Raw genomic sequence first — 16,000 nt, 5'->3', positions numbered from 1 at the left:
CAGTCACCGTGCCACCGCCCCGTCCTCGCCCTCGCTGTCGGCGCCGGCCACACCGGGCGATTCCACCGGTGAGACCGGCGTCACATCATCCGGTACGGGGGGCGCTGCGCGTACACCGGGGACCGGCACCACTGCGGCGACCACCGCACCGATCGCGACCAGCATCGCCGCCTGCACCCACGTCCCGTACGCCCAGTCCTGCCCGTACCCCTGCAACCGGCCGGTCACCGCGACCGCCGTGGCGACGGACAACCCGCCCAGCACCACCACCGGCAGGGCGCGCGGGGCCAGTTGGCGAAGCACCATCGCGGCCAGCACGATGGCCACCGGCAGCACCCCGCCCAGCACGACGAGCAGCGCCAGCAGCACAGCTCCGATCGCCCACGGAGACGTCTCGGCGGGTACGCCGTCCGGTATGTCGCCGTCCGCCGCAGGCCGACGGCGGGCCGGCCACCCGGCCAGGACCAGCACCCCGGCCGCCGTCAACGCGCCCGCACCCAAGCCGACGCGGTACGGCTGGTCGGGCGCGAAGACGAGTCGGACCTCGCCGCCGGCGCCGGCCGGCAGTACCCACGCCTGTTGCCACCCGTCGACGCGGGTGGTGGTCAGCCGCTCGCCGTCCAGCGTGGCCGTCCAGCCGGAGTTCGCGTTCTCCGGCACCACCAGCAGCGCCTGCTCGCCCGCCGCGACCATGACCGTGCGGTCGGTCGGCGCCCAGTCGCGCACCTCGACCTCCCGATGCCGTGGCGCGGCGGCCACGTCGCCGTCCGGCCGCAGCGTCGCGTCCTGCACGACGAACCCGGCCGACGGCGAGGTCACCAGCCGGTGACTGCCTGCGGGCAGGTCCAGCACCGCACCGTCCTCGCCGCAGACCCGCACCGGCACCGGCCGCCCGGCCCGGACGTCGGCCAGGTTGGCGGTCACCGAGGTGCGGTAGCGGAAGCCGTCCATCTCGACGATCGGCCCGTCACCGCAGCCCTCGACCACCTGGGTGTCGGCGGCCATCGGCGTGAGCAGGTCGGTCAGGGCCGGGATCTCCACCTCCGCGATGCCGGCGGTGGCGGGCCAGCCGTTGACACGCTCGTCCGCCAGGCGGTGTTCGGTCTCCAGCACGACGATCTCGATCCGGTCGGTGCGGACCGCCGGGAAGCGGACCACACCGTCGGCGTCGACCGGCACCGTGACCTCCCGCTGCGGCGTGCGGATCTCGACGCGTCGCGGCAACGAGCCCACCGGCAGGTCGGCGGCGCGCAGCCGTACCTCGTCGATCCGGCGCTGCCCCGCCCAACTCAGCCGCAGGGTGGGACGCAGGTCGTCGGTACCGGCGAGCCAGGCCGTACCCGGGTCACCGTCGACCGCCGCGTACGCCGCCACCGCCGCGTCCCCGCCGAGCTGCGACGAGGAGGTGGCGGTCAGCTCGCTCTCCGGCATCGTCCACTCGCCGCCCGGCCGGGGCACGGCCCGCAACTGGATCCGGTAGGTGCCCGCCGTCGGGTTCCGGAACACCCGGTCCAGACCCGACGGCTCCTCACCGGCCCTGGCCAGGAACCGGTCGCAGCGGATCACGCTGTCTCCCACCGCCGGCCCGGCACCGTCGACCGGGCTCGGATGACACGCGGGCCGGTGCGCCGCGCCACGGCTGAACGCCCACCTGACCGGCGTGGACGTGGTGTCCGGCAGGTCGGTCGGCACACGCAGGCCACGCGTCGGCTCGGTGTCCGGGATGGTCATCTCCCGGATGCCCACACCACCGTCGACTCGACCGTCGGCCACCTGCAACACCGTCACCCGTACGCGGCTGGTCGAGCCGGGAAGGGTGTAGTACGAGTGGGCGCCCAGGGTCTGGGCCACCTCGTGGTCCACCGAGCCCCGGTCGGTGGTGAGGCGGAACCGTGTCACCGGCCAGCCCACCGCGAGGTCGCTGACGAACGCCAGGCGCACACCGTCCACCGGACGCGGTGTGTCCAGGTCCACCTGGAGCCACTGGCCGACCGGGCCGCCCAGCGGTGCCGAGTGCCAGGCCGTGCCGGGATCGCCGTCCAGTGCCGCGAACGGCAGGCGCGACGAGTCGGCCGGGCCGAAGGAGTCCACGAAGCTCACCGCCGAGGAGGCACTGACCTCGCGTACGCCCTGGTAGACGGCGGTCGTCTGGTGTCGCTCGTCGGGAAAGGGCAGCAGGTCGAGCGCGACCCGACCGAGCCGCCCCTGCTCGCTCGCGGCCAGCGTCTGGGAGAGGTTGTCCCGGACCCGGCCGATGTCCCGCTCGCGACGCCGCAACCCGTCCGTGACGATCCAGGAGTCACCGGTGGCGTCGGGATACCGCTCCCGGTCGCCGGCGAGCACCACCGGCCGGTCCCGTTCCACCATCCGCTGCTCCAGCAGGGGCAGCAGCGACTCGGGGCCCCCGCTGACCGTGGGCACGTCGGCGGTGAGCACCGCCGAGGCGGCGGGGACCGGTCGCTGCACCTCGTACACCTCGACCGCCGGCAGGGTGCCCGCCGGGTCGTCGACCGGGCTGCTCCAGGTGGGGGCCAGGACGTCGGTGGTGCCGAAGGTCGCCACCCGGACGATGCCCGGCGAGTCGGCCAGCGCCCGACGCAACACCGCCACCGGTGGCGCGTCGACCTGGGGCCGGTCGATGTCGTTGCGCAGCAGCAGGTGCCGGAAACCGGAGCGGGCGAGCAGGTCGGCCAGCCCCGCCGAGCCCCGACCGCTGGCCAGGGCCTCCTCGACGGTGTCCATCATCCGGGTGTTCCCGGCCGAACCGAGCGGCACCTGGTGGCGTACCGCCCATGGTGCCCCGGCCAACGCCTGCAGGGGCTCGTCGACGGTGCGTCCCCACTGGTACTGCCCGAAGCTGGTGCCCGGCACCACCAGAGTCCGGGCCAGCGCGTCGCGGTCGGCGAGCCAGGTCGCCGCCGACCGCCAGTGCGGTGGCAGGTCGGACCAGCCGGGCCCGGGCCGCAGCAGGCCCAGCCACGCGGGTGCGGCGGCTCCGAGCACGAGCAGCAGCACCGGCACGAGGACCAGCGGCCGGAGCCGCAGCCCGGGTCGGCGTCGGACGAGCGCGTGGTGCAGCCGGGTGGCCACCGCGTCGACACCGTGCGCGAAGCCGAGCATCAGCGGCAGCCGCAGCACCGGGTCGAGCTTGTGGACGTTGCGGAACGGTGCCAGCGGACCGTCCAGCAGCCCGCGCACCTGCTCGGAGACCGGGCTGTCGAGCGCGCCGACGTAACCGACGGTGAGCAGGGTCAGTCCGGCCAGGAAGCCGGCCACCAGGAACCGTCGTTCGGGCAGCAGGTTGCCGGCCAGCCCGGCCAGGCCGATCAACGCCATCACGGCGGTCAGCGTCATCAGCACGGGATGGTCGATCAGCAACCAGCCGGCGGGCCACCAGGGCTCGCCCTGCACGATGTACGCCACCCACTGGTTGGTGCCGCGCACCGCCTGGAACAGCGAGGCGACCGCCGTGGTCGTGGTGGACGACTCGATGTGGTCGAGGAACGGGAGGCTGTACTGGCCGAGCAGCAGCAACGGCACGATCCACCACAGGCAGACCCCGACCACGCTGAGGCACCACCAGGCGACCAGGCGCCGATGCGCGGCGTCGAAGCGGCGGGTGAGCAACCACATGCCGGGGAGCAGCAGCGCCAGCAGCACGACGGCCGCGTTGATCCCGCCCATCCCGAGCACCGCCAGCGCGGAGAGTGCGGCGGCCCGCCGTGGTGAGCCGATCCGGCGCACGGTGACCAGCGGCAGCAGCACCCAGGGCAGCATCGAGGCGGCGAGCGTCTCCGAGGAGAGCGCACCGACTTCGGTCAGGATGCGCGGGGCGAGCGCGTATCCGAGCGCTGCCGCGTACCGGGTCGGTTCACTGCCGATGCCCAACGCGCGGGCCAGCCGCAGCAACCCGTAGAACGCGGCGACGAGCAGTAGCGCCGTCCAGAGCCGCTGGGTGATCCACGGTGGAATCGACAGCAGTTGCCCGACGGCGAAGAACGGACCCATCGGGAAGAGGTAGCCGTACGCCTGGTTCTGGAGTTCCCCGGAGGTGGCCTCCGGGTTCCACAGGTGCAGCGCGCGGGCCATGAAGTGGATCGGGTTGGCGGCGAGGTCGAGCTTGGTGTCGAAGGTGACCTGGCCGGGCCGCTGCACGAAGGCGATCACGGTGAGCAGGAGCATCGACAGCGCGGTGCCGGGCGAGCGGCGCAGCGCCGACAGCAGCCGGCTCACCTGCGGCACTCCGGGGGCTGGCAGCCCAGGTCGGCCAGGGCGGAGAAGAAGATGCGGCGTATCCCGCCGTGCTGCCTGGTCACGAACACCCGTCCCCCGGTCGCCTCCGCGATCGCCGTCAGCTCCGCCGGGTCGACGTCCTCACCGAGTCCGATGAAGATGATCGGCAGTGGCTGGCGGGGTTCCTGCAACCGCGCCAACTCCGCGAGGAGTGCCGCCCGGCTGATGCTCTCGTCGTCCTCGTTGCGACCGTCGGTCATCACCAGCACCAGGTTGATCCGGCCGGGCGTCCAGTTGCGGCGTGCGTCCCGGTACGCGGCCAGCGTGCTGTCGTACAGTCCGGTCCCGCCCTGCGGCGTGACCCGGACGGCGGCCAACCGTTCCGCGAGCAGTCGTCGCTGCGGACCCAGCGGGCCCACCGGCAGGATCTCCCGGTAGTCCCGGTCGCCGTCGAGCTTCGTGGAGAAGGTCCAGATGCCGAGTTCGCTGTTGTCGAGGAGCAGCGCGGCCCCCTGCTCGGCGGCCCGGACGGTCGCCTCCAGCCGGCTGCCCTCACCGGGCACCTGCGCGGCCATCGAGCCGGAGACGTCCAGCAGGGTGAGGATCCGGCCGCTGCGCTGCACGCCGCTCCAACCGGTCAGCACCTCGGTGACCACGTCCTCGGCCGGCAGCGGGACCGGCCGCCGCTCCTGCCCCAGCAACCGGCCGTCGTCCGGCACGGCCGGCGGGAAACCGGCCGAGGTGCGGAACCCGTAACCGGTGAACACCTGCTGGGCGGCCGGGGTGAGCAGACCGGTGAGGAAACCGGCGGCGGCGTCCCGCGCCCGTCCCTGGGTGGCGGGCAGCACCACGTACGGCAGGTCGAGCCAGGGGACGGCGATCTCCGGGTATGCCGCGACCAGCTTGTCGGTGCCGGCCAACGCGTTGTGCTCCCGCACGGCCTGCTCGGTGACGGCGACGGCATCGGCCCCGCCGGGCAGCGGTCGGCCCGGCGTGAGCGAGCCCTCCGGCGTGTCCGGGCTGAACGTCCGCTTCGCGAGTGCGCGCAGGGTGGCCGTCGTGGTCGCGGCCGAGTCCCGGTTCTCGTCGGCCAGCACCCGTACGCCGAGCAGTGCGGCGGACCCGGCCGGGTCGACCGCCGGGTCCGGCACACCCACCTCGACGTCACGTGCCGTGGACCCGACCAGCGCCGCCCAGGTCAACCGCTCGTCCGGCCAACCCGAGCGGCGGGCCAGTCGATCGGGCACCGCGAGCACCACCGGGGTGCTCGCGATGGAGGTGCCCTGCCCGGCGACCTCGAACGCCCCCGCCGCCCGCGCCCGTCGCAGCCAGAAGGTCGACTCGGGTACCCAGACCTCGGCCACCTCCACGCCGTCGGCGAGGTCCCGGGCGACGACGGCCGACTCGGAGGTGCGTACCTCGACGGAGACGCACGGCTGGCTGCCGGCTCGCACCCGCGCGACCCGGTCGAGCGCGGGAGCGATCAGCGGAGCGGCCACCACGCGCAGCCGGACCTGGTCGACGCAGGTCGGTGTGCCCCGGTCGGCACGCACGTAGGCCACCGCCGCCCAGCCGGTCAGCACCACCGCCAGCGCGGCGCTGAGCAGCACCACCGGCGAGCGGTGGAACGGGGCCCGCGTCGGCGCGGGACGGTCGGCCACCATCGCGGCCTCACCTCCTCGTCAGCCCTGCGCCCACCTTTCGACGCAGGTCACAACGCCACCACGAGCGAAGGACTCGGCGATCGCGGGCGGTTGCGCTGCACACCCTGCCAAGGTTTGCGTCCGTCGGCAAACCCCCGATCGATGGACGGTCATGGGCCGTCACGGCCGGAACTGCCCATTGCGCACTCGGGCCGGGCGGTCCTAGGGTGGCGCGATCGTGCTCAGTTACTCACCAGTAGGAGCAGCGTGGACACCAACGGCACCCCCTCCCGCCACGTCCTGTTCCTCAACTGGCGCGACACCACCAACCCGGAGGGCGGCGGGTCGGAGGTCTACATCGAGCGCATCGCCGCCGAGTTGGTCGCCGTGGGGCACCGGGTGACTCTGCTCTGCGCCGCGCACGACGCCGCCGCGACGGCCGGCACCACCGATTCGGGGGTCCGCGTGCTACGCCGGGGCACCCGGATGACCGTCTACCTCCGCGCGGCGCTGACCTGCATCGCCGGCCGGTTCGGGCTGGGACCGCTGAGCCGTCGCCGACTGGGCCGGCCGGACCTGGTCGTCGACGTGTGCAACGGGGTGCCCTTCTTCGCCCCGCTGTACGCAGGACGGCCGGTCGTCGCGCTGGTGCACCACGTGCACCGGGAGCAGTGGCCGGTGGTGTTCGGCCCGTGGATGGCCCGGCTGGGCTGGTGGATCGAGTCCTGGCTGGCGGTACGGCTCTATCGGCGCTGCCGCTACGTCACCGTCTCCGAGGCCAGCCGGGCCGAACTGACTTCGCTCGGCGTGGCCGCGGAGCGGATCGACGTGGTTCCCAACGGCACGCCGCCGGTGATCGGCCCGGCGTGGCCGCGTACGCCGCACCCCTCGCTCCTGGTGCTCGGCCGCCTGGTCCCGCACAAGCGGGTGGAGATCGCGCTGCGGACCGTCGCCGCGCTCGCCCGGGAACTGCCCGAACTCGAACTGGTGGTGGCCGGGCAGGGCTGGTGGGAGGAGCCGTTGCGGGAGCTGTGCGCGTCGCTCGGCATCACCGACCAGGTGCGGTTCGCCGGATTCGTCAGCGAGGAGGAGAAGCACGGGCTGCTCTGCTCGGCCTGGATCGCCCTCACCCCGTCGCTCAAGGAGGGGTGGGGCCTGACCATCGTGGAGGCCGCGGCGCGCAGCACCCCGACGGTGGCGTTCCGCTACGCCGGTGGCGTCGCCGAGGCGATGGTCGACACCCGGACCGGCCTGCTGGTGGACGACGAGGCGGAGTTCACCACGGTGGTCCGTGACCTGCTCGGCGACGACGTCCGACGCAAGGCGATGGGCGAGGCCGCACTGGCGCACGCCGCCCGTTTCACCTGGGCCGCGACCGGGGCGCGGTTCGCACAGCTGGTGGCACGGGCGACCGCTGCCACCGGTTGACGTCCGGGCACGGCGACCGGGGTGCCCGCAGATGCGGACACCCCGTCGTCACTTCTCAGGTCAGCGCGTGCCGTAGAGGGGCGCCTCGGTCTGCTCGCTCACCGTGGAGTTCGCGGCCTCCTTGGCGGACGGGCTGAGCACGTTCGTCAGACCGACGCTGCCGAGCATGCCGAGCACGATTCCGAGTACCCCGACGGCGATGAACGCAGGCAGGTTCTTCATCCACCTTCTCCTTCCGCGGGACTCGCGTGCCGGGACGTTACCACGCGGTAGCACCATTGCGCAGTGCCCGAAAGACCGACGGCCAGCAGCGCCGTAGCGGCCAGCAGATGGGCCAGGCCGACCGGCCCCGGCCGCGCCGGTCCGGGTGCGGCGGTCCACAACGGATTCTCGTAGAGGGTCAGCTCGGTCCCCGCGTACCGCAGGCGCAGGCCGTCCAGCGTGACCGCGTCCGGCGGCGGCCCGGCCGCCCGTTGCACCAGCACCCAACGAGGGTTGGCCGACACCACCGGCTGCCCGGCCGTCAGGACCTCGCGCAGCCGCGCCGCCCGCACGTCCTCACCGGCGACCGAGGTGCGGCCCACCCGCAGCGTGTCGTCGATCAGCACCGGCACCGCGAGATAGCGGGGTGCCGGATCGATCACCACCTGACCGTCGTTCCAGGCGTAGATCTGGTACTGCTGGAACGGCAACGATACGACCTCGCCCGGACGCTCGGCGACCAGTCGGCTCACCGTCGTCCAGTCGGCCGGCCAACTCACCGGACGAAGTCGACCGGCAGCGCCGAACGCCAGGTCGGGCAGGACCGCCACCGGCAGCAGTGCCGCACCGACCAGGAACACCCGCCCGGTGGCGGCGTCGAAACGGGCGGTCAGTCGCCCGGCGGCACGCTCCGCACCCAACGCCACGGCGACGGCCAGCGCCAGGACGTACGGCACCAGCAGTTTCTGTCCGTCCCGCACCAGACCGGCGCCGGGCACCGTCGCCACCGACCAGCTCAGCAGCGCCGCCCCGCCGGGCAGGACGCCCAGTGCCGCGACCAGCCACGACCCCACGGCGAGCACACCGAGACGCACGACGACCGGTCCGGCCCACCGACGCCGCAGCAGCGGTACGCCGTACCCGGCGACCGCCAGCACCAGCACCGTGGCCAGGGGCACCAGCCAGCTCGCCCGGGAGGCCGGGGTGGCATCGGCGCTCCAGATGCCACCCGTGCCGGCGAGCGCCACCCACCGGCCGGCCCAGTTCTCGCCCCGCGCCGCGAAGGCGGCGACCCCGGCCGGATCGGAGCGCGCGTCACCCGCCCCGGCCACACCCGCCACCAGCCACGGCGCGTTCAGCAGCACCGCCACGCCCAACCCGGTCGACGCCGCCCGAAGCGCCCCCGGGTACCGCCCCACCAGCAGCACCGCCGACACGACCAGCGCGAGCAGCCCGCCGGTCGGTGTGATCGCCGAGGCCGCCACGCACAGCAGCAGCCGATGCAGGGCGTACCGCTCACCCGCGCGGATTCCGATCGCCGCCCTCAGCAGCCACGGCAGCACCGCGTACGCGACGAGCAACCCCCACTGGCCGATCAGCAGCCGCTCGGCCAGGAAGGGAGTCCAGGCGTACCCGAGTGCCGCCACCGCCCGCACGGCCACCCGCCCGGTGGGGACGAGCCGCGCGGCACCCAGCGCGGCCAGATAGAGGATCGCCACCAGGACCAGCCGTTGCAGCACCCATCCCGGGACCAGTTGCCCCGCCAGCGCCACCACCGCGTCCTGCGGCACGGCCCGGGGCAGCGCGGTGGCCGGGGCGATCAGCTCCCAGCTCAGTGTCTGCCGAGGCACGAACACCATGTCGTACCGCAACACGTAACCGGGCAGGGCGAGCGGGGCGAGCACCACCGCCACCACGGAGGCCGCCACCGCGTGCGGCACCAGCCGTTCCCGCATCCGTCGACCCCATCACAGCCGGGCGCGGTATCGGCCGCGCTGGTGGCGGCCACTGTACGCGGCGCGGTGCCGCCGCAGCCGTCGAACCATCCGTTGGCCTGATGGGGGGCGGCACGCCCGATGTGACACCCTTCCCGCCATGACATCGACGGGGGCGGACGTGACGGCGGCACCCGACCGGACCGCCGGCCGGTGGGGCGGCGACCCGATCCGGGCGACAGCGCTGGCCATGATCGCGCTCAGCGTGTTCTGGCGTACCCACGTGGCGTTCCGCGGCTTCCTGGCCGCCGACGACTACGTGCTGATCACCCAGGCTGCGGAGTCCGACCTGACCGTCGCGCACCTGTTCGCGCTCTACAACAACCACCTCATGCCCGGCGGGCGGTTGATCGTCTGGCTGGTCACCGAGTACGTCGGCCTGCACTACTGGCCGTACGTGCTGCTCATGGCGATCGGTCAGGCCGTCCTCGGCGTCGTCTTCCTCCAGTTGCTGCGCCGCCTGCTCCAGCCGTCGTGGCTGATCCTCCTCCCGCTCGGACTGCTGCTGTTCAGCCCGTTGACCCTGGAGGCGACGTCCTGGTGGGCGGTCGGCGTCAACATGCTGCCGATGCAGATCGCCATGGTGCTCGCGATCCGCGCACAGGTCGACTACGTACGGACCCGGCGGCCCCGGCACCTGGTGGCCCTGGCCTTCTCCGTCCTGTTCGGGCTCTTCTTCTTCGAGAAGGCGATCCTGGTCGTGGCGCTGGTCTTCCTGCTGACCGCCGCCCTCTACGCCGACGGCGGCCCGCTGCGCACCGTCTGGACCACGATCCGTCGCTGGTGGCCGTCATGGCTGCTGCTGACGGTGCTCTCGCTCGTCTTCATGGCCGCGTACCTGACCCGGTCGGAGTCCTCCCTGCGCCGGCCGGACTCTCCCGACGAGGTCTTCTCGTTCCTGACCCAGATGCTCAACTCGACCGTCGTGCCGGGTCTGGTGGGCGGGCCGTGGCAGTGGCTCGGTGCCGGTGACGGCGCACCGGTCACCGCACCGCCGGAGATCGGCACCTGGATGAGCTGGGTGGTCGTCGTCGCCGTGGTCGTGGCGACGGTCCGCCTTCGCCCGCGCGCCGGACGGGCCTGGCTGCTGCTCGTCGCGTACCTGGTCATGGTGGCCGCGATGCTGGCCGCCACCCGGCTCGGGTCGGCCTTCAGCGGCGTGGCGGGCGGTGTTCCCCGGTACGTCAGCGACGTGGTCGTGGTCGCCGCGATCTGTCTCGGTGTCGCCGTGGTCGGGCTGGCCCGGTCGCCCGCCGCCGCGCCAGCCGACACCGCACAGCCCGACACCGGGCCGGTCACGCCGGCACCGGCCGGATCACCGCCACCCGGGCTGTCCGGTCCGCTGCCGGAGCGCTACCGGGAGCCGGTGGGCATCGGGCTCGCGCTGGTCCTGGTCGCCGCCGGTCTGGGCACCGCCTGGACGACCTCCCGGTACGGCGACGAGTGGGCGGCGAAGTCCGGACGGTCGTACATCGACACGGTGCGGATCGAGTTGGCCAGCGCGCCGCCCGACACCGTCTTCTTCGACTCCCCGGTCCCGGACAACGTCGTGCCGCGCCTCTCGGAGCCGTACAACCTCCAGTCCCGCTTCTTCCGCGCACTCGGCGCCCGTCCCACCTACGTCGACGAGGCCGAGCACCCGTCGGTGCTCGACGGGCTGGGCCGGGTCAAGGTGGCCACGGTCGTGGGCAGCACGATCCAGCCCGGCCCCCGCGAGGGCTGCGGTCACCTGGTGGCCGGCGGCGAGACGGTCCGGATACCGCTGAACGAACCGCGCTTCTCGTGGCACTGGGTGGTACGCGTCGGCTACCTCAGCTCGGCCGACGGCACGGCCACGCTGCGGCTGGGCAGTGGTGAGGCGGTGTTCCCGATCAGGAAGGGGCTGAACCAGCGCTTCTTCCGGATCGTGGGCGGCGGGGACAGCGTGGAGCTGACGGTGACCGGCACCGACCTGACGCTCTGCACGAACGAGATCGCGATCGGCGATCCGGCACCCAAGCCGGAGGGGTAGCCCTCGACACCGGTCCGTACGCCACCCGGCGGACCCGACCCTCGGTCACTCGGGACGGAACAGCACCGAGTTGACGTAACGCGGACGCGGCCAGACGACCCGTCGGGCGAAGCTCTGGCCGACCCGCGCGATGGACTCGCGCTGGTGCCCGCCGAGGTCGAAGTCGGCCAGCGGGATCCACTGCCGGTCGGGCAGCACGTACCCCCGGTACCCCCAGGAGGTCAGCAGGTCGACCAGCGGCTCCATCGGTTGGATCCGCTCCTCGACCTCGATCAGCAGCACCGGACGGTCCCGCCGGACGGTCTCCGCCGCGCCCCGCAGCGCCGGCAGTTCGTGGCCCTCGATGTCGATCTTGACGAACCGCACGTCGGTGAGGCCGAGCGAGTCGAGCGTGATCCGCCGGACGGACACCGGGTGGCCCTGCGTCTCGTCCTCCAACGACGAGGTACCGACGATCGCCCCGCCCTCGGGGAGATAGAGCGTCGCGGTGCCCTCGTGGTCGGAGACGGCAGCCTCGACCACCTCCACGGCCGGGAACGCCACCCGGAGCTGACCGGCCAGGGCGCTGGTCGGCTCCACCGCGACCACCCGGTCGGCACGGCGTACCAGCCGCGCCGTCCACGGCCCGTACCAGGCGCCCACGTCTACGGCGGTGCCGCCGGCCGGCACGAAGTCGGCCAACCGTGCCAGTTCCGGTTCCACCCGGGGGTAGACCCGGCGGATCGCCCCGGCGAGCAGCCGTTGCGGGAGGATTGCCGCCACACCGGAGGTCGCTGCCGGTGACAGCTTCGTCGACGCCATGGGGCAGCACACTAGACGCTCACCGGCCGCTGGGGCAGGGTCTGTCGGAGACAGCTACCGGCCGGTAGGGTCTTGCCGGTCGGGGCCGTCTCCCCGACTCGGATCCGCCCGGGGCCGGACCCGCACGGGTCCGCCGGCCCGCCGGCACGACGCGGAGTGGCATGACACGGACCACGGGCAAGGACGCCACGACGGTACGCTTCGGCGCGGCCGGTGCCGCCGCCACCGTCGCCACCCTGGCGACCAATGCGCTGGCGTACGTCGTACCCGTGCTGGGGGCACGCCGACTGAGCGCGGCCGATCTGGGCGCCCTGGCCACCGTGCTCGCGTTGGCGGCGATCGCCGCCGTTCCCGGTTTCGGTCTGCAGATCGCGGTGGCGGCGCACCGGGCCCGCCTCGGCGGTGGTGGCGAGGCCGGGTTGGCTCTGCGTACCGCCACGTACACGGCGGCGGCCACGCTCGCTGCCGCACCCGTGCTCTCCGTGGTCCTGCGACTGCCGGTGACGCTGTCCCTGCTGCTCGCGGCGACCACGTTCGCCACCGTGCTCAGCGGCCGCTGGCTCGGCGAACTCCAGGGGGACCAGCGGTTCCTGCGGCTCGCCGCCGCGATGACCGTACTCGCCGCCGGCCGCTACGGCGGACTGGTCGTCGGCCTCCTGGCAGGTCGGGGACCGGTGGTCTGCCTGCTGCTGGGTACGCTCACCGGCCTGCTCGCCATCCCGGTCCTGGCCCGCCTCGCCGCACCGTCCCTCGGCGTGACGCCTCCGTCGGCTCCCGCAGGCGTCACCGGTTCCGGGAGACTCGGTGGACGCCAGGTGACGACCGCCTGCGTCGCGACGCTGGCGATGCTCACCATCTCGTACGCCGACCTTCTCCTCGCCCGCCAGCTGCTACCGGCGGCCGACTCCGGCGCGTACGCGGTCGGCGCGGTCCTCACCAAGGGTGCGCTCTGGGCACCCCAGGTGGTCACGCTGCTGGTGCTGCCCCGGTTGGCCCGGCACGACCGCCGGGCCCGCGTGGTGGCGTTGGGACTGATCCTGGCCTGCGGCGCGGTCCTGGTCGCGGCCGCCGCCATCGGCGGAGAGACGGCGTTCCAGCTCGCCGGCGGCGCCGACTACCGGCACCTGGCCGGGCTCGCGCCGTTGTTCGCCGCCACCGGAGCCCTCTACGCGGTGGTGTTCATGCTCGTCAACGATCGGGTGGCGACCGTCGCCCGGTGGCCGGCCCTCCCGTTGTGGGTGGCGTCGGCCGTGCTGGCCGTGGCAGCCACCCTGATCGCGCCACGCACCGTCACCGGCGTGTTGTCCTGCGCCCTGGCCACCGCAGCCGGGACCGCGCTGGTGATGGGCTGGCTCGTCTTCCGTCGCGGCCCGTTGACCCGGAAGGGAATGAGCGATCACCAGGAGTGACCGTGACGACCGCCTCGACCTGCTGGACGGCCTCCCTGGACGACTGACGGGTCACTCGGACTCCCCGTCGGCCGCACCGTTGGTTACCGTAGTTGTCTTCCGGGTGGGTCCCATCCCCCTGCGGTAGTTCCCCGAAGAGGTTGCTGTGACGTTGTACGGCGAGAAGAAGCCCCCCGCCGACGATCGGCCCACCGTGGAAGTGACCGCGGTCGACTGGCCGAACGCGCGGTCGGAGCCCGAGGCGAGCCCTGCCCAGCCGGGCACACCGGGCCGGCCGCGCCGGTTCCGCCTGCTCCTCGCCTCCGGGGTGGCCACCGCCGTGCTCGCCTCGGTGGGCGCGGTCACCGTCTGGGCGTACGCCGGTGACGTGCCTCGGGGCACCAGCGTGATGGGCACCGAGCTCGGTGGTCGGAGCCGGACCGACGCGGCCCGTGAACTGCGGGCGCAGCTGGACCGTCGCGCCGCCGAACTCGCCGCCCCGATCCAGGTACGCATCGGCGAGCGGACCGCCGAGATCAACCCGGCCGAGGTGGGGCTCACCGTCGACGTGGACGCCACGGTGGCGGCTGCGGCGGCCACCGACGCACACGCGGTGGACCGGCTGGTCGGCTCACGGCAGGTCGACCCGGTGGTCTCCGTCGACGTGCCGAAGTTGGAAGCCGAGTTGGAGAAGCTCGTCGGCGACCAGGGCCGCAAGATGACCATGCCGGCGATCACGTTCACCGGCACGAAGCCGAAGGTGCGTCACCCCAAACCGAGCCTCGCGGTCGACCCGGAGCACTCCGCCGACGTGGTCAAGGCGGGCTGGTTGAGCGGTCAGCCGGTGACGGTGCCGTTGGTGGAGAACCACCCGGCCACCTCGGCCGAGGAGGTGGACCGCCTGGTACGCGAGCTGGCCGAGCCGGCGGTCGCCGCGCCGGTGAAGCTGACCACCGACCGTGGTTCGGTGAACATCCCGACGTCGGCCATCGCGAAGGGCCTCCGTTTCAAGGCCGACAAGAGCGGCAAGCTCACTGCCGGCATCGACATGAAGCGGCTGCGGGCGGCCCTGGGGAACCGGCTGAACGAGGTCGAGGTGGCACCCAGGGACGCCACGATGACCATCTCCGGCGGCAAGCCGAAGGTCGTCGAGGGACGCGCGGGCCAGCAGGTGGACACCAGCAGCCTCGGCGACGACCTGATGGCCGTCCTGCCCCGCACCGAGGACCGCACGATCTCGGCGAAGCTCACGGAGAAGAAGCCGAAGCTCACCGCGGAGAAACTGGGCGGCCTCGGCATCAAGGAGAAGGTCTCCTCCTTCACCACCCACTTCACCGGCGGCCTCTCCTCGGCACGCAGCCAGAACATCGTGACGATCGCCAAGAAGGTGGACGGCACCGTGGTGCTGCCGGGCGAGACGTTCTCGCTCAACGGGCACACCGGTGAGCGCGGGTACGCCCAGGGCTACCGCGACGCGCCGGTCATCATGGACGGCAAGCTGGTGCCGGGCGTCGGTGGTGGCACCTCGCAGTTCACCACCACGCTGTTCAACGCCACGTACTACGCCGGTCTCGAAGACGTCGAGCACAAGCCGCACTCGTACTACTTCAGTCGCTACCCCTCGGTCATCGAGTCGACCATCTTCTGGCCCAACCTCGACTTCAAGTTCCGCAACAACACCGATCACGGCGTTCTGATCGACACCTCGTACACGGGCAGTTCGCTCACCGTGTCGATCTGGAGCACGAAGATCTGGGACAGCGTCAAGACCGAGTACAGCCCGCGACGCAACATCACGTCTTCCAAGACCGTCTACCTGGAGCCGGGCCCGACCTGCATCCCCGCCAGCGGCAGCCAGGGCTTCACCCAGGACGCCTTCCGCGTCATCAAGAAGGACGGCAAGGTCGTCAAGCGGGAGAAGTTCACCTGGACGTACAGTGCCGAGCCGCGTTTCATCTGCGCCAAGGAGCCAGGCACCTGACGTCCACTCTCCACCACGCCCGCGTGTAAGGAAGGGTCCCCTGCTAACGCCTCGTGCATAGCAGGGGACCCTTCCTAACAGGGCTCAGGAGCGCTTCTTCTTCGCCCAGATGACGTAGACGGCACAGAGGATCAGCATGAGGACGGCGATGCTGGTCCATGCCCAGCGGGCGAAGGGCTCGTCGGCCACCAAGGCGCGGATGCCCGCCAGGACGGCGAACGCCAGAGGGCCCAAGCCGAACCAATGGGAGTGTTCGGAGAGGGTCAGATCCTTCATCGCCTGCCTCATCCGGCAAGTCTAGGTAACGACGGACCCCTCATGAATCACCGCCGCGCTGCCCCGGTTCAGGCTGCCACGGTCGGGCTGTAGCGGTCGGGCTTGTAGCGGTCGGCCCACAAATGCGTTTAGGGCCACCCCCGTGGGGGTGGCCCTAAATCGAGAAGATGTCCGGCGGTGTCCTACTCTCCCACACCCTCCCGGGTGCAGTACCATCGGCGCTGGAGGGCTTAGCTTCCGGGTTCGGAATGTAACCGGGCGTT

At 72.6% G+C, this 16,000-nt stretch carries 10 protein-coding genes and 1 rRNA gene; 4 read left to right on the top strand and 7 right to left on the bottom strand.

Annotated elements, in window-relative coordinates:
• Nucleotides 1-3: 3 nt before the first annotated feature.
• Together ABZ738_RS00055 and ABZ738_RS00050 are read right to left on the bottom strand one after the other, a co-directional pair.
• The gene (locus tag ABZ738_RS00055; protein WP_357210000.1) at nt 4-4,233 is read right to left on the bottom strand and encodes an alpha-(1->3)-arabinofuranosyltransferase; all 4,230 of its coding nucleotides are present in this window, start codon (nt 4,231-4,233) and stop codon (nt 4-6) included.
• A complete protein-coding gene (locus tag ABZ738_RS00050; RefSeq protein WP_131053211.1) occupies nt 4,230-5,897 on the bottom strand; it encodes a substrate-binding and VWA domain-containing protein in 1,668 nt (555 codons plus the stop codon). The genes ABZ738_RS00055 and ABZ738_RS00050 overlap by 4 nt, the downstream gene beginning before the upstream one ends.
• 246 nt (nt 5,898-6,143) lie before the next feature.
• Here ABZ738_RS00050 and ABZ738_RS00045 point away from each other — a divergent pair, with 246 nt between their 5' ends.
• Nucleotides 6,144-7,304 carry a glycosyltransferase family 4 protein gene (locus tag ABZ738_RS00045; protein WP_236145730.1) on the top strand — a complete coding sequence of 387 codons (1,161 nt, stop codon included), beginning with the start codon at nt 6,144-6,146 and terminating at the stop codon, nt 7,302-7,304.
• A 60-nt stretch (nt 7,305-7,364) separates the two neighbouring features.
• Here ABZ738_RS00045 and ABZ738_RS00040 read toward each other — a convergent pair whose 3' ends face one another.
• Both ABZ738_RS00040 and ABZ738_RS00035 read right to left on the bottom strand, forming a co-directional pair.
• Entirely contained in the window at nt 7,365-7,526 is a 162-nt protein-coding gene (locus ABZ738_RS00040; RefSeq protein ID WP_161594961.1) for a hypothetical protein, read from the bottom strand.
• A complete protein-coding gene (locus ABZ738_RS00035; RefSeq protein ID WP_131053213.1) occupies nt 7,523-9,241 on the bottom strand; it encodes a hypothetical protein in 1,719 nt (572 codons plus the stop codon). Before ABZ738_RS00035 ends, ABZ738_RS00040 begins: the two co-directional genes overlap by 4 nt.
• A gap of 139 nt (nt 9,242-9,380) precedes the next feature.
• Between ABZ738_RS00035 and ABZ738_RS00030 the strand changes: the two genes are divergently transcribed.
• Nucleotides 9,381-11,291 carry a hypothetical protein gene (locus tag ABZ738_RS00030; RefSeq protein ID WP_131053214.1) on the top strand — a complete coding sequence of 637 codons (1,911 nt, stop codon included), beginning with the start codon at nt 9,381-9,383 and terminating at the stop codon, nt 11,289-11,291.
• A gap of 45 nt (nt 11,292-11,336) precedes the next feature.
• On the opposite strand, the gene ABZ738_RS00025 is transcribed toward ABZ738_RS00030, so the two are convergent.
• A complete protein-coding gene (locus ABZ738_RS00025) occupies nt 11,337-12,092 on the bottom strand; it encodes an FkbM family methyltransferase (RefSeq protein WP_131053215.1) in 756 nt (251 codons plus the stop codon).
• Between the two features lie 161 nt (nt 12,093-12,253).
• Here ABZ738_RS00025 and ABZ738_RS00020 point away from each other — a divergent pair, with 161 nt between their 5' ends.
• Together ABZ738_RS00020 and ABZ738_RS00015 are read left to right on the top strand one after the other, a co-directional pair.
• On the top strand, nt 12,254-13,501 hold the full coding sequence (locus ABZ738_RS00020; RefSeq protein WP_201272377.1) for a polysaccharide biosynthesis protein: 1,248 nt from the start codon (nt 12,254-12,256) through the stop codon (nt 13,499-13,501).
• Nucleotides 13,502-13,646: 145 nt separating this feature from the next.
• Complete coding sequence (locus ABZ738_RS00015) at nt 13,647-15,461, top strand: VanW family protein (protein ID WP_131053216.1); 1,815 nt, start codon at nt 13,647-13,649, stop codon at nt 15,459-15,461.
• Nucleotides 15,462-15,545: 84 nt separating this feature from the next.
• Here the strand turns inward: ABZ738_RS00015 and ABZ738_RS00010 are convergent, their stop codons facing one another.
• Together ABZ738_RS00010 and rrf are read right to left on the bottom strand one after the other, a co-directional pair.
• Nucleotides 15,546-15,749, bottom strand: a complete 204-nt coding sequence (locus ABZ738_RS00010) for a hypothetical protein (RefSeq protein WP_131053217.1) — start codon at nt 15,747-15,749, stop codon at nt 15,546-15,548.
• Nucleotides 15,750-15,906: 157 nt separating this feature from the next.
• Nucleotides 15,907-16,000: ribosomal RNA gene (rrf, locus tag ABZ738_RS00005) — 5S ribosomal RNA — on the bottom strand; the annotation flags it as partial.

Origin of the sequence: Micromonospora sp. NPDC047793 (assembly GCF_040642635.1) — a bacterium.
Taxonomy (GTDB): domain Bacteria; phylum Actinomycetota; class Actinomycetes; order Mycobacteriales; family Micromonosporaceae; genus Micromonospora.
The sequence above is the reverse complement of the archived record's forward strand: the minus strand, read 5'-3'. Positions and strand labels throughout refer to the sequence as shown.